The sequence below is a fragment of the Rhizobium sp. CF080 genome (assembly GCF_000282095.2).
Taxonomy (GTDB): Bacteria; Pseudomonadota; Alphaproteobacteria; order Rhizobiales; family Rhizobiaceae; genus Neorhizobium.
The window spans coordinates 194,957-207,811 of record NZ_AKKC02000004.1; the positions used below are offsets into that span (position 1 = coordinate 194,957).

Genomic DNA, 12,855 nt, shown 5'->3' on the forward strand with positions numbered 1-12,855 from the left:
TTAAAAGCAGTGGTGGGCGATGATGGGAGCGATCAATCGATTTTATATTGCAGCCGTTACGCTACCTATACTTGCCGGTGGGGTGATCTTACCGGCAGCGGCGGAGCCTGTGCAGCGCTCAGGGCAGGCGGCAGGCGCCGTCATTGCGCGCAAGGCAGGCGAAGAGGTCCGCTTCATCGATGTGTCGAACTGGCAGTTCGTCGATCTGAAGCAAGACCTCGTCACCGGCGACGTGCTACGCACCAATGCCACGGGCCAGCTGGCTATCCTCTTCTCCGACAGGACGCAGGTCCGTCTGGGCCGCAATTCCTCGCTTGTCGTCAAACAGATCACCGCGAGCACCAACGCCGACACCGTGCTGGAGCTTCAATCAGGCACCATCTGGGCTCGTGCGGAACGCGGTGGGCCTGGGGTGCAGGTTCAAACGCCGGCGGCGGCAGCGGCAATCCGCGGCACCGACTGGACGATGACAGTCAAGGGTGACCAGACTTCGCTCAACGTTCTCGAAGGCGTCGTGCAGTTCAGCAATCCTCAGGGCAGTGTCGAGGTGCGCCAAGGCGAAGGGGCCGTCGCCTCGATCGGCCAGGCACCCCGCAAGATCGTCATTGTCGATTCCGACGATCGCGAGCAGATGCTGTTCTTCCTGCCGCCGCGTGAGGCTTTCGAGCGGATGCCGCCCTCGGCTCAGCCCGTCGCCGAGATGCGCCGCAATGCCGACCGCATCATGGCCATCCCCGCCGAGCGCCGCAATGCGGAGGACTGGGTTGCGCTTGCGGAAGCCCAGCTTTCGCTCGAGGGACGCCAGCGGGCGCGGCAGACGCTTGCGACGCTCAAGGGGCAGAGGCTTTCCGCCTCCCAGCAGGCTCGCGTGACCTTGATCGAGGCGGTCCTTGCCGCAAGCGAGACCCGCTACGCGGAAGCTGCCAAGCTGTTCGAAAAGGCGCAGCGCGGACTCGATCCCAAACGGCGGGGCATCGCGCTTTACGGCGGCTACTATGCCCGCGCTCTTGCCGACCCGAACCGGGTGGAGGCACTGCCGCCGCAGGTGGGCGGATCCGACGGAGCATTTCTGCGCGCCTATGCGCTGGGCTTCCTGCAGGACTTGAAGGCTGCCATCAAGGTGCTGCAGGAAGCCGAACGGCAATATCCGGACGACCCGGAACTGCCGGCCTATCGCGGTTGGCTTGCTGTTCTGCTGAACGATCGCGCCCAGGCGGAAGAGGCGCTCAACCGGTCGCTGTCGATCGATCCCGCCGAACCGACAACGCTCGAGGCCCGGTCACATTTTCGCGCAGGCTTCAAGGGTGACTATCAAGGCGCGCTCGCCGACCTCGAAGCAGCCGTCAAGGTCGCGCCCGGGAGTTCGACAGCCTGGAACGCGATCGGCAACATCCACTCGGTGCGGAACGCCAACCGCGAGGCCGAGGCTGCCTTCAAGAAATCGATCGAACTCGATCCGCAAGATCCTCTCGCCCATTCCAACCTGGCGATCTTCTATCTCGACATCGGCCGCATCGAGGATGCCAAGCGGGAGATAGACACCGCGTTTGCCATCGATCCGGGCTTCGACATCGCGCTTGTCGCCCGAGGCCGCTACTATCTGCAGACCGGAGAGCTGGATAGGGCGGTCGACGACCTGCTCGCGGCGAGCGTGGCAAATCCCGGCTATTCGCAGGCGCAATTGCTGCTTGCCGCAGCGAATTACGAAAAGGGTGACAGGATACCGGCCGAGCAGGCAACGGAAAATGCCGAACGGCTTGACGACAACGATCCGGTGATTTCTGCCCTGCGCACGGCAATCGCGATCGACAATTACGATTCGGAAGGCGCCATCCGCAACGCGCAGGAATATCTCAAGCGCTCGAAAGCCCGCGGCGGCGACTTCACCTCGCTCGGCGCCAACCAGCAGGCGGGATCGACGCTGAACGATGCGTTTCGACTTCAGGGCATGAATGCCTGGGGCGAATATTACAGCGACGCGGCCTTCGATCCGTTCGCCGGCACCGCTTATATCGACCAGAGCATCCGCGGCAGCGCCAATCCCTTCGTCAACAACTACTTCTACGGCGACAATATCATCAACAACACCCCGAACGGACAGGCGTTCTCGTCCTTCCTGCAAGGGCTGATGCTCGAGCCGCATGTGATTTCCGGCCGCTCACGCTCCGCCAACATCATCCGGCGCCCGTTCTTCGAGGGCTCGATCGGCGGCGGGATCAATACGGCGGGGGGTGAGCTCGATTATATCGGCGAAGGGGAGGTCCAAGGGTATAGCAATCTGCCATTCCCGATCAGTTTCTATGGGAACTTGCAGTGGCAGAAGGTGCCGGACAGTCGCGATATCGGTGCGCTGACGGATCTTGATACGGAGAACAAGCCGATCAGCGGTACGGGTTATCTGACCGCCAGCCCGACCCCCTACGATCGCTTCGTACTGTACTTCAGCCAGGGACGCACCGATTTCAGTCGCGGTTTTGAGGTTGATGGCGGCGGCGGCATAACAGCAGTTACCAATGAAGATGTCTCCACGAGAGTGACTAGCGGAGGTATCGGGTGGAGCCATACCTTTGGCTTTGAAAATATCCTAAATGCTGCTCTGCTGTTTAATGAAATCAAAAACGAGAATCGAGAATACCAGGAGTTCCGTTTTCTTGGTCTCCCCTTCATAGCGACGCTGAACACAAACGAGCTGAGCCAGAAGGCATATATCGCTGCAATCAATCACAGCATAGGGACAGAAGATTTCACGTGGCGTTATGGCATCGAAGGTGGGTGGATCGATACCCGGCGATCCCAAAGCTTTGAAATCGTAATCCCGCCTGTCCCTCCGGTTACGGCTCCGAGCTCCGATCGTAGCACGGTTGGCCGAGCGTATATCGATTTGCTGCATGAGCCCAACCCGGACCTTAAGGCAGAATATGCCCTTTTCGGTACATACATCGAAAATGATGCCTTTAGCGAGTTTAGGCTGGATCCTCGCATTGGGGTCGCCTGGTCACCTCTCCAAGGTCAGTGGTTACGAGCCGGTTTTATACGTAACAGCCTTGACCTGGCGACGCCGACGCTTTCTCCCGTGGGGGTGGCGGGGCTGCAGCAAAATCAGGTTGCGGTAGATCCCGGTGGTTATGTGGATACATACGCCTCGCGTTGGGACGGGGAATGGACACCAAACTTTTTCACGGCTGCAGAATTCCAGCATCAAGATGTCCACAATGCCAGCATAGCAATTCCTCTGGTAGCGGCGACAGCCGATATCGACCGAGGAACAATCGATCGCACCAGCTTGAGCGCCAATCTTCTGCTTGGCCATGGCTTCGGATTGTCTTCAACAATTGCCTATTCCGATACGGACGACAGAAGCAGCGCACCACTTGCCGGCGGGCAGTTGCCTTACGTTCCCGAATGGGTGGGGCAGGTTGCACTCACATGGGTGAGTGAAGCCAACGTTAAGGCGACAATCGCGGCAAACTATGTGGGGGAACGCGTCAACGAGGCCGGCCTCGATCTTGATGATTTCTGGACGCTCGATGCAAGCCTTACCTGGGAGCCGTTTGACAAGTTGTTTGAACTGGAACTCGCCGCCTATAATCTCCTGGATGAGGACATTCAGCTCAACGGTAACACGCCCGGTTGGGGCCGGTCCTTCAGGGGCACGCTCAAAGTTCGGTTCTGATGGCTGGCCCGCGCGGTTTCTCCTTTTCGACGCCGCGCTTCTTCTCCTCGCGCAGCGTGCAGGTCGTTGTTCTGGCGGCATTCTTCTTCGCGGCGGTGGCGCTCGTCATGCGTCTGCCCGGCTGGCCGCTGATCGACTATCGCGCATTCGACTACCTTTCGACCATCGGGGCCGCGCCGCTTGCCAAGGACGGACCGATCATTGTTGCGATAGACGAACCTTCGCTGGCGGAGATCAATGTCCAGTGGCCCTGGCCGCGCAGCCTGCATGCCAAGCTGATCTCACAGCTTCGCGCAGCCGGCGCCAAAGTGATCGGCGTCGACATCATCTTTTCCGAACCGTCGGCGCCGGTCGAAGACGAGGCGCTTGCTGCTGTTCTCGGGCCGGATGTGGTGCTTGCCGGCGACGAGACGCTGGTGACCTCCGACCAGGCCGACCAGTTCATCCGCGTCATGCCGCTGCAGATGTTTTCCGACAGACTGGCGCTGACCGGCATCGCATCCGTCGGCCTGCATCGCGACGGCGTGCTGCGTGAGATGCCGGAATATGTGGACAGCTTTGCCTCGATGATTGCGACAGCTGCATGCATCGAGGCGGAATTGCCGGAGCCGGGAAGCCTCATCCAGGTGTTCGGCGGCCCGCGCACCTATCCGACGGTTTCTTACTATCAGGCACTCGATCCCGAAAACTTCCTGCCGCCCGGTATTTTCAAGGACCGTATCGTGATCGTGGGTCTCAGCCTGCAGAACGCACCTTCCATCGAAAAGGGTGGTGCCGATGCCTTTTCCGTGTCCTATACGGTGCATACCAGCAAGCTGATTGCCGGCGCCGAGGTTCAGGCGACCATTTTCGACAACCTGCGGCTCAAGAACTCCATCGCGGAAGCCAGCGGCCCGATGAAGCAATTGCTGCTGCTGATCGCCGTCGTGGCGGCGGCGATGCTTGTCTGGAAGGGTACCGGCTGGCGCACGGTGGCGGCAGGCGCAGCGACGATTTCCGTTCTGTTCGTCGGCGGCTATATAACCTTGCGTTTCGGTCGCGTCTTCGTGTCACCGATGGCGCCGGCGCTCGCCTTTGCCGGCATCGCCGCAGCGCAGGCGACGCTCGACTATGCCCAGGAGCGAAAGAACCGCCGGCAGGTCACCAGGGCATTCTCCCAGTATCTGGCTCCGGCGCTGGTCGATCAGCTTGCGCGCGATCCCTCCAAGCTGAAACTTGGTGGCGAGAAGCGCGAGCTTTCCATCCTTTTCTGCGACGTGCGCGGCTTCACGACCATTGCCGAGCAGCTCAAGGATGATCCGCAGCAGCTGACCATGCTGATCAACCGGCTGCTGACACCGTTGTCCGATATCGTACTGTCGCATGGTGGCACGATCGATAAATATATCGGCGACTGCCTGATGGCCTTCTGGAATGCACCGCTCGACGACCCGGCGCACGCGGCTCATGCGGTAGCCGCCGCCCTCGATATGCTCGATTCGATGCAGGCCCTGAACGGCGACCTGAAGGCAGAAGCGGAGGCAGCGGGACGGACTTATTATCCGCTGGCGATCGGGATCGGCATCAATACCGGCGAATGCGTGGTCGGAAACATGGGGTCGACGAGCCGTTTCGACTATTCGGCGCTTGGAGACGCCGTCAATCTGGCGGCCAGGCTCGAGGGTGCTTCAAAGGCCTACGGCGTGCCGCTGCTCCTCGGGGAGCAGACCGCGCAGGCGGTGCGCGATACTCTCGCAGTCTTCGAGCTCGACCGGATCACCGTCAAAGGCAAAACGGAGGAGGTTCCCGTCTCTACGGCTATTCGAAAAAGCTCCGAGGCGGCGCGGAAGGCGCATGACGAATTCCTTCAGGCGCGATACCGCGGTGACATCGCTATCCAGCAGGCGCTGGCGCCGATCCTCATCCGTGATGTGCCGGCACTTTCAGCCTATCATGGGCAGGCGCTCCAGCGGCACATCGAGACATGACTGCCGCGGTTCGTGGAGCGTTCCCCACATCAGCCGAGGGCGTTTCCTTCGTCGCTCGCAGTTGATCATGTTACGCGACAGGTACCCCTCACAGATTTGAGAGGTGTGGAACCAAAAAATTGGAGCGGTATTTAAGCGTCGAACAAGATGTTGGTCTTCGTAGGCAAACGAAATGCGTATCATCGACGATTGGTTGGACGACTGGATATCGGAACGAAAGCACATCATGGCAGACGATGTCGTATCGTTATGCGCACGGCTGCGGGAATCCGCGTTTTCGGAAGGATATAGCCTAGCCAAGCTTCGGGATGCCAGTGACGGAGACGTAGACCGGTTTGTAAGGCGCGTTGTGGTTTCGCGCATGATGTCCGACTCCGCCATTGCGCCTCTGGCACCGCCCATCCTCAACATCCCGCCGCTGTTGAGCGAGATGCACCATCTGCAGTCCATCGCCCCGGCTCACGAATCGTACAAGGCTTGCGTTAACCCTTAATTAAGCATCCGCTTGCGGAACTGGGACGATGTGCCATGCTTCCCATAGAGGACAATGCCATGAGCCCAAATGATCCCACACTAGACGACACCTATGATCCGCCGGCCATCAATCGCTTCAAGGTCGAGGCCGCCATGCTCGAAATGATCGAGCATTTGCAAGAGCAGGGATTGAGCCAAGCGGAAATAGCCCTGACGCTCGCAGATGCTGCAGAAGATTATGTGATCCGCTTGGCCAACTTGGCAGCGCCAGAAGATCTGGAAGACAAGAACACCCCGCCGCGCCAGCATTAAGTGTCGCAGCAAATTGATCTTCATCATCCGGAACCTTTTGCCCCTCTTCTCGATTGAAAGTGGACCGATCCGCCGCTTCGGCGGAAAGGCGAGCCACCGGGAGGGTGAGTTGAACGCCAGTATTTCGACTGCGTTACGCGCAGTGCCATCTGAAGCGAAAGAGGGCATTCTCGGCTTGCGGGCCAACTGGCTTTTGCTGGCGCTTGGCATGGTGGTTGCCGCGGGTGGAATTGCGTTCCTGAACTACGAGCTTGGCGGATTCCTCTGGTCGTTGGCGATCGGGTTGGGGATCGTGCTATTCTGCGCTCTGACATTGATTGGCGGTATTGTGAGCTGGTTGTTTTTCACCGGCCTGACATGGAGGGCCTCGGAGGCGCGCAACCCACCACGGCGGCTACGCCGACTTGCTGACGATGATATACCAAAGCGCTTTTGGTTCTTCGGGCTTCTCGCCACATTGGCCTGGATGGTTCCGCTGTATGCGCTGGTCGCAGCCTTGTTTGCAGCCACGTCCTGAGAATTCGCAACGTAGATCACCGACGCCAATCGTGGCTCGGTGATTTTTTCGGAGTGAACGGCGCTCCATTTCCCATTCAAGCCCCAGAGGTTGGAACAAATCCAATCGGCCGTTGTTCGTTGGCATCCGAAATGGAGGCTACGACATGAAACTCATTCTCATCACAGCGGCGGTTCTTTCGCTGTCGACAAACCTCACATTCGCGCAAGCCCCCTCCACCATGCCGCCGAACCCGCCGCCAAAGGCCGAGGAGGACCGCGCGCCGACTGCGCCCTCCCCTGATCTTCGCGAGCCAGGCGGGGACCGGGACGGAGACGAATGGCGGATGCGTCCCATGGCAGATCGTCCGCTGCCGCGTGAGCGGGGGGCGCGGTTCCGGATCGAGAACGGCCGAACCACGATCGATCTCCGTTGTGCTGACGGTGAACCGACGAAGGACTGCGCCGATCTTCTCCTGCAGGTGCTAGACCGGCTGCAGCGAGGAACGTCTTCGGAGGACAGCGGCTCGCGCGACTACGACCGGGATCGCTCTCGTTTTCGCTGAAGCGGGCTAAAACGAGGAGCCAAGTTCGCCACTTTTCAAGCGGCCTTACCCTCGCCCGAACAAGTCTGCGCCACGGTATTTTCGCCACCGAAGCTTGGGGCCGCCTTCAAACACTAAACTGAAGCGCAGATGAATGCGGACTTCAGCAGCAGTTCACAGAACCTGCCGCAATCTGTCAGCGTGTGCACTCTGGAGGAACCGATGCGCAGAATAATCTTAGCGGCCAGTTTAGTCGCAGCTTGCCTTTTCGGAGGCACGGCAAATGCCATGCCAATTGGAAGCGTTGCCGTCCCAGCCAAGCCAGCCGCCGAGAAGGTCGACTGGGCTTGCGGGCGTGGTTACCACTTGAACCGTTGGGGAGATTGTCGCCCCAACCGCTGGAGCCCACCGCCGCCACCGCGCTATAGCCATCGGTGGGATCGTCGTGACCGCTGGGACTACCGAGGACCACCTCGCCGAGAATGGCGGGATCATCGTGACTGGCGCGATCGCAGAGATTGGCGTTGAGATGAAAGCCCTTCTGTTCTGCAGAGGGGCTTTTTCTTGTTCGTGACATCTGCGTTGAGCCAGCTTGCCATCGGCGAGATCGGCATCAGCCGAACAACCTCGGAACCTTGCCGTCCGAGAAGCTCGGTATGGCCGTCATTTTCCATTTTATGGCGGCCCTGTGTGAATAAGCTTGAATTTTAGCTATTTCTAACGAACACTTGCGAGTTCGACGCGTTGTGTCGTTCGGAGGAAGCAGCCATGAAAAAGGATACCAGTCGGCAAATCAGAATTCCCGGGCCGCGTGATCACGACGTCGCCGCACACTGCCGGAAAAATGGCATGAGGCCGGAAGACGAGAGGAAGATGCTGCGACTGTTGGGAAAGCACGCGCCGATGCACGAGATCCACTCGAACTCTCCGCCGCGCGCGCCGCGCTTCCGTTGAGCAGCGGCGGCGATTTCAGACACGATGCATTTCTGGAAGGCTATAGGCCCATTCCAGCCGACCGCGTTCGATGTACCCCTTTTGGAACGAAGGCGAACTGTTCAGCAATACCCAAAAGGTCTGCAGCAAGATGCAGGGTCGAAAGCCACATCTCCGTGCCCTGCAGGCTTCCTGTCTGACCCTCGGCGAAGGCGAAGCCCTTTTTTGACTGCCACCGGTCCGGTGATTGCAGAATGATGTCTTCAGCCACGGCTTCCGCATGATTGCGCATGAAGTCCGTCTGCTTGAGGCATAGCCAAAGCGGATGGATCGTATCGAGGAGATTACAAGCCGTATAGGTTGAACCGGAAAAACCGCGGTTGTTTCGATAGTGCGAAATGACGGAGTTGATTGTCGCTTCAGGAAAAGGGACAGGGACGCCGAACTGGGCATGTGCTCCGCGTGTCAGGCGATAAAAGCCGTTCACCGGGTGCAAGAACCCCTGCTCCGCAGTCGGCTTTCCCCATAGGCCGGTCGAACGATCGATATGGGTCGTCAGCCAGCCAAAGAGGATTTCTTTCCCCCTGCCGCTCTCGAAATACCTGGCGTTGAAATACAGCGCAGTGGCAATTGCATCCACCCGGTCGCCGCACCACCATGCGCGAGTGCTCCAGGGCAAGGTCTCCAGCCAGTCGCAAAGTGCAACGGCATCCATTCCCACGCCAGAGATTGGGTGAGAGGGATGAGCGCCGAGTATCTCCAGCGCATAACCGACCGCAAGCACGTTATAAAGAGCCGGGGAATCATCCCGGATATTCTTCAAAGGGTCAGGTGGGCGAAACGGATCGGGAAAGAACCCGGTTGCGGGATCCTGCAGCGCCTGCAAGCGATCAATGGTTGCCTTTGCTTCGTTCCCCGAGGGCGGCTGTCCAAAACCGGCGGCGATCTCGATCGCATCGCATTCATGCCTGACGCTCATACGCGCCACGCCATCGGCGTCCATCGATATATAGCCGTCCGGCGTCCGATGCTGTTCCCGCACATCCCGCCACTCGGCGTCCGCCACCCTGCTGATCCGCAGCAATGCTCGCTCCACCTCAGACCGGCGAGACTTCCCCGCGCCTGGCGTTTCCCCGCGACGGCGCACCACTTTGGCCGGCACCCCCGCCGCAATCGCCAGGTCGGGAATGTCCTTGGTTACAACCGCACCGGCGGCAATAACAGCGCCCCTGCCGATCGTCACGCCATCGAGAACGACTGCATTGGCACCGATCCACACGTCATCGCCAATCGTAATGCCGAGCGTCTCGTGGGGTTGATCGTTGATGGGTATGTTCGGATCGTCGAAGCCGTGGTTGAAACCGACGATGGAGACGAGCGATGCAATGCGTACACCGTTTCCGCACCGGACCTTTCCGGAGATGCATGCATAAGGATTGACCGAACAATTGGAGCCGATTTCCACATCTCCACGGACGAGCGCATGCCCGGCAATCCAGGAGCGATCGCCGACAATCAGAGAGGATGTGAAAATGCGCGCATCTTTTGCAATATACGCGGTGTCTGCGATCTGTGCGCCGGCGGTCTGCGCCAGCCTTTGCTTAAACTTCTTTTGGAGATCACTGTCGATATCCGCAGGTTCGCGCTCCCAGGTGAGGAATTGCAGTCTGTTTTCTCGATCCATCTCGGATTCAGGAATTTCTTGAATTGTCCTCTTTCCCTCACTCATATGTCGCACGTCCTATTTTCCTCGCTGTAGGCTGATGGCCGTCTGCACGTCACAGATGCTCACCCCAGAATGACGCGAGGCTCCGCCACACCTTGAAACTTCGTCAAGCGGGAGAAAGTCATTCCCGCATGGGGTTCTGCAAGCTGCGCCTCGGCAGTCACTCCTTGAAACGCCGACGTGGCGAAGAGGGTGTAGAGGTTCGCGCCGCCAAAAGCCGGACACGATATGCGAGCCGCATCAAAATGCTCGGCGGTAATTTCCTCGCCATTCGCACCGTAACATGCCACCCGATGCGCACCCCATTGGGCATTCCAGAAGTTTCCCTGCGCATCGATCACCGCACCATCGGGCGAGAGGCCTGCCGCATTCAAATCCAGGAACAGTTCCGGATCTTCCTCGGGCCATCCGTGGCCATCCAGCCGGACATGCCAGATCTTCTTGAGGCGCGTGTCGGCGAAATATGCCAGCGATCGCCCGGCATCAAAACAGATCGCATTGGGAATGCTGATGCCGGGGTAGAGCCTGCGCATCTCGCCGCGATAGTAGCGCCATATGGCACCGGCTTCCGCTTCCGAACGCTTGCCCATCGTGCCGATCCAGAAACCGCCCCAGGGGTCGGCCCGCCCGTCGTTGGAGCGCAGACGCGGCTCAGACGGGAATGACGCCACGAGCTCCCGCTGGCCGGATGCCAGATCCAGACGCCACAGGCCCGTTTCAGAAGCGATCAGAAGTTCTTGCCCCGATATCCAGCCTGCGGCCGAGACGTTTTCTTCGAACTGCCACTGTCGCGGTCCGCCGGCTTCCAGGCTTAACAAAAGATTGCCGACAATATCGAACCAGAAAAATTGCTGTCGTTCCGGATGCCAGAAAGCCCCTTCGCCAAGTTCGCAGCGCCGCTGATCGAATATGTCGTTCATGCGCGTTTGGCCTTTGCTCAGGTTTGACACTTGGTGTGCGGCGTCATCATACCAATTTTCAACATCCGCGAGAGTGACGAAATACAGCAGACAAATTTAAGCGTCCAGCTTTAGTTTTCGACTTCCCATCGACCTGACGAAGCCTTCCAAACGCAAATGAAATTCGCCTGCGCATTGAAACGGACCCGAATTTGTCATACACGTGTGATGAATACGACGACTCGTTGCAGTGAGGATTGAGCGTGACGACCCAGACCAAGGATCGGAACAAGGGACCGGGATCGCTGGTGTCACGGGTCGGCGAAAGCCTTCGAGCGGCAATTGTCAGCGGTCAATACGTGCCCGGCGACAAGCTTCCCAGCGAGGTCGAACTGACGGAGGCGCATGGCGTAAGCCGTACCGTGGTTCGCGAGGCGGTCGCCGCGCTACGCTCGGACGGGCTTGTCGAAGTGAGACAGGGTGCGGGAATTTATGTTCTCAGCCAGGATAGTCAGGCCCCTTCGAGCCGGAAAATCGACCGGGCGCGCGTATCGTCCGATCTGGAGGTACTGGAGGTCCGGGCTCCGCTCGAAATCGAGGCTGCCGGTCTGGCTGCGATGCGTCGGTCTCCGGCACAGGAGGAGGCAATCTTCGAGTGTCATCGGCATATTCTGCGGTGTATCGAGCAGAACGAATCCATCCGCGAGGCAGATCTCGCACTCCATTTCGCCATCGCCGACGCCACCAACAACCCGCTGTTCCGGCAGCATCTGGAATTTCACGGCGCCGCGGTCATCCCGCAATCGAGAGCCACGCCCGCCGAACGGTCCGGAGAGCAGACCGCCTATCGCCGCATGATCCATACGGAGCACGAAGCGATCGTCATGGCGATCTCCGATCGCAATGACGAGGCTGCGCGCAATGCCATGCGCGACCACCTGAGAGGCAGCCAGATACGCTACCGGGATGTCTTGAGAGATTTCAAGGCGTTTTCGAGCTAAAGCAGCAGCAGCCGGAGACATGAGCCAAGCCGGCTTTCGACCTAATCTGCTTCACGTCCCCAGACCTCGATCTGGGTAAGCGCCGGAAAGGGCGAAGGGTCGTCGGCCTTGATCAGGCTGTGCAGCTTGATCCATTCAACCACCTGCTCCCTCACCGGGAAGCATTGCGCCGCACCCGATTTGGTCAGAGAAAGACATGCGGTCTCGGCGTTAGAAAAGGTGACACTCGCCTTTTCCCACCATGAATCATGCGGAAAGTCGGCACGCAAATAGAGGACGATTTCGTCGATTTTCACCGGCCGACCGAAATCGAGGGTCAGCGTCGCCTCCGGGTCGCGATTGATCCCCCAGCTCGTGTACGGCCAGAAGCCGTGATCGTCATTGGCCTTTTCGCCGTCGATGGCGTTACGCGCGGCGAACACCGCCTCTCCACGTGTCTCCACATTCGCCTTGGCATGCGGAAAGATGGCGGAATTGGCGTGGTCATCCCAAGGATTGAGGGCCAGATTCCGTCGCGGCATGATTTCATCCGCCCGTGCCTTGCGCACGCAGAGCCTGTGAATCCCGCCTTCGAAGGCCCGCGGTGAATAGGGGACGCGTTTCGAACCGAAGGGCACCCCAAGCGCATAGGTCCGGCCCTTCATATAGACGATGGCGGGGCTCATCGCGTCATCAAGGGCAAGCATGAGATAACCTGGCTCGGATGCTTCGACGACGACCTGATCGCCTTCGTTGTAGCTGTCGCGATAAACGAGATATGTCTCGTCCGTGCCCGTTGCCCAAGCGCGCACCTCGCCCGCCACATCTACGACTTTCAGCGTCAGTTCCAT

General features: G+C 59.4%; 11 protein-coding genes. 8 read left to right on the plus strand and 3 right to left on the minus strand.

The window, feature by feature from the left end; all coding sequences use genetic code 11:
- The first annotated feature begins 109 nt into the window (after positions 1 to 109).
- From PMI07_RS08025 to PMI07_RS08055, 7 genes are all read left to right on the plus strand, one after another.
- Entirely contained in the window at positions 110 to 3,673 is a 3,564-nt protein-coding gene (locus PMI07_RS08025) for a FecR domain-containing protein (protein WP_245277112.1), read from the plus strand.
- Complete coding sequence (locus tag PMI07_RS08030) at positions 3,673 to 5,640, plus strand: adenylate/guanylate cyclase domain-containing protein (protein WP_007750979.1); 1,968 nt, start codon at positions 3,673 to 3,675, stop codon at positions 5,638 to 5,640. The genes PMI07_RS08025 and PMI07_RS08030 overlap by 1 nt, the downstream gene beginning before the upstream one ends.
- Before the next feature lie 172 nt (positions 5,641 to 5,812).
- Positions 5,813 to 6,133 carry a hypothetical protein gene (locus tag PMI07_RS08035; RefSeq protein ID WP_007750978.1) on the plus strand — a complete coding sequence of 107 codons (321 nt, stop codon included), beginning with the start codon at positions 5,813 to 5,815 and terminating at the stop codon, positions 6,131 to 6,133.
- A 59-nt stretch (positions 6,134 to 6,192) separates the two neighbouring features.
- Positions 6,193 to 6,426, plus strand: coding sequence for a hypothetical protein (locus PMI07_RS08040; RefSeq protein ID WP_155956419.1), 234 nt, complete (start codon positions 6,193 to 6,195; stop codon positions 6,424 to 6,426).
- A 13-nt stretch (positions 6,427 to 6,439) separates the two neighbouring features.
- Entirely contained in the window at positions 6,440 to 6,943 is a 504-nt protein-coding gene (locus tag PMI07_RS08045) for a hypothetical protein (RefSeq protein ID WP_037085981.1), read from the plus strand.
- A gap of 145 nt (positions 6,944 to 7,088) precedes the next feature.
- Entirely contained in the window at positions 7,089 to 7,487 is a 399-nt protein-coding gene (locus PMI07_RS08050; protein WP_007750971.1) for a hypothetical protein, read from the plus strand.
- Positions 7,488 to 8,234: 747 nt separating this feature from the next.
- Entirely contained in the window at positions 8,235 to 8,420 is a 186-nt protein-coding gene (locus tag PMI07_RS08055; protein ID WP_007750968.1) for a hypothetical protein, read from the plus strand.
- A 40-nt stretch (positions 8,421 to 8,460) separates the two neighbouring features.
- Here the strand turns inward: PMI07_RS08055 and PMI07_RS08060 are convergent, their stop codons facing one another.
- Entirely contained in the window at positions 8,461 to 10,128 is a 1,668-nt protein-coding gene (locus tag PMI07_RS08060; RefSeq protein WP_007750965.1) for an acyltransferase, read from the minus strand.
- 59 nt (positions 10,129 to 10,187) lie between these two features.
- Positions 10,188 to 11,045, minus strand: a complete 858-nt coding sequence (locus PMI07_RS08065) for an SMP-30/gluconolactonase/LRE family protein (RefSeq protein WP_007750956.1) — start codon at positions 11,043 to 11,045, stop codon at positions 10,188 to 10,190.
- A gap of 242 nt (positions 11,046 to 11,287) precedes the next feature.
- Here PMI07_RS08065 and PMI07_RS08070 point away from each other — a divergent pair, with 242 nt between their 5' ends.
- Positions 11,288 to 12,025, plus strand: coding sequence for a FadR/GntR family transcriptional regulator (locus PMI07_RS08070; protein WP_007750949.1), 738 nt, complete (start codon positions 11,288 to 11,290; stop codon positions 12,023 to 12,025).
- A gap of 41 nt (positions 12,026 to 12,066) precedes the next feature.
- Here the strand turns inward: PMI07_RS08070 and PMI07_RS08075 are convergent, their stop codons facing one another.
- Positions 12,067 to 12,855, minus strand: coding sequence for a hypothetical protein (locus PMI07_RS08075; RefSeq protein WP_007750948.1), 789 nt, complete (start codon positions 12,853 to 12,855; stop codon positions 12,067 to 12,069).

Excerpts from the sequence above, each read along its gene's own strand:
- PMI07_RS08030 (WP_007750979.1), top strand. The coding sequence starts at position 3,673 with ATGGCTGGCCCGCGCGGTTTCTCCTTTTCGACGCCGCGCTTCTTCTCC.
- PMI07_RS08035 (WP_007750978.1), top strand. The coding sequence starts at position 5,813 with ATGCGTATCATCGACGATTGGTTGGACGACTGGATATCGGAACGAAAG.
- PMI07_RS08040 (WP_155956419.1), top strand. The coding sequence starts at position 6,193 with ATGAGCCCAAATGATCCCACACTAGACGACACCTATGATCCGCCGGCC.
- PMI07_RS08050 (WP_007750971.1), top strand. The coding sequence starts at position 7,089 with ATGAAACTCATTCTCATCACAGCGGCGGTTCTTTCGCTGTCGACAAAC.
- PMI07_RS08055 (WP_007750968.1), top strand. The coding sequence starts at position 8,235 with ATGAAAAAGGATACCAGTCGGCAAATCAGAATTCCCGGGCCGCGTGAT.
- PMI07_RS08060 (WP_007750965.1), bottom strand. The coding sequence starts at position 10,128 with ATGAGTGAGGGAAAGAGGACAATTCAAGAAATTCCTGAATCCGAGATG.
- PMI07_RS08065 (WP_007750956.1), bottom strand. The coding sequence starts at position 11,045 with ATGAACGACATATTCGATCAGCGGCGCTGCGAACTTGGCGAAGGGGCT.
- PMI07_RS08075 (WP_007750948.1), bottom strand. The coding sequence starts at position 12,855 with ATGGAACTGACGCTGAAAGTCGTAGATGTGGCGGGCGAGGTGCGCGCT.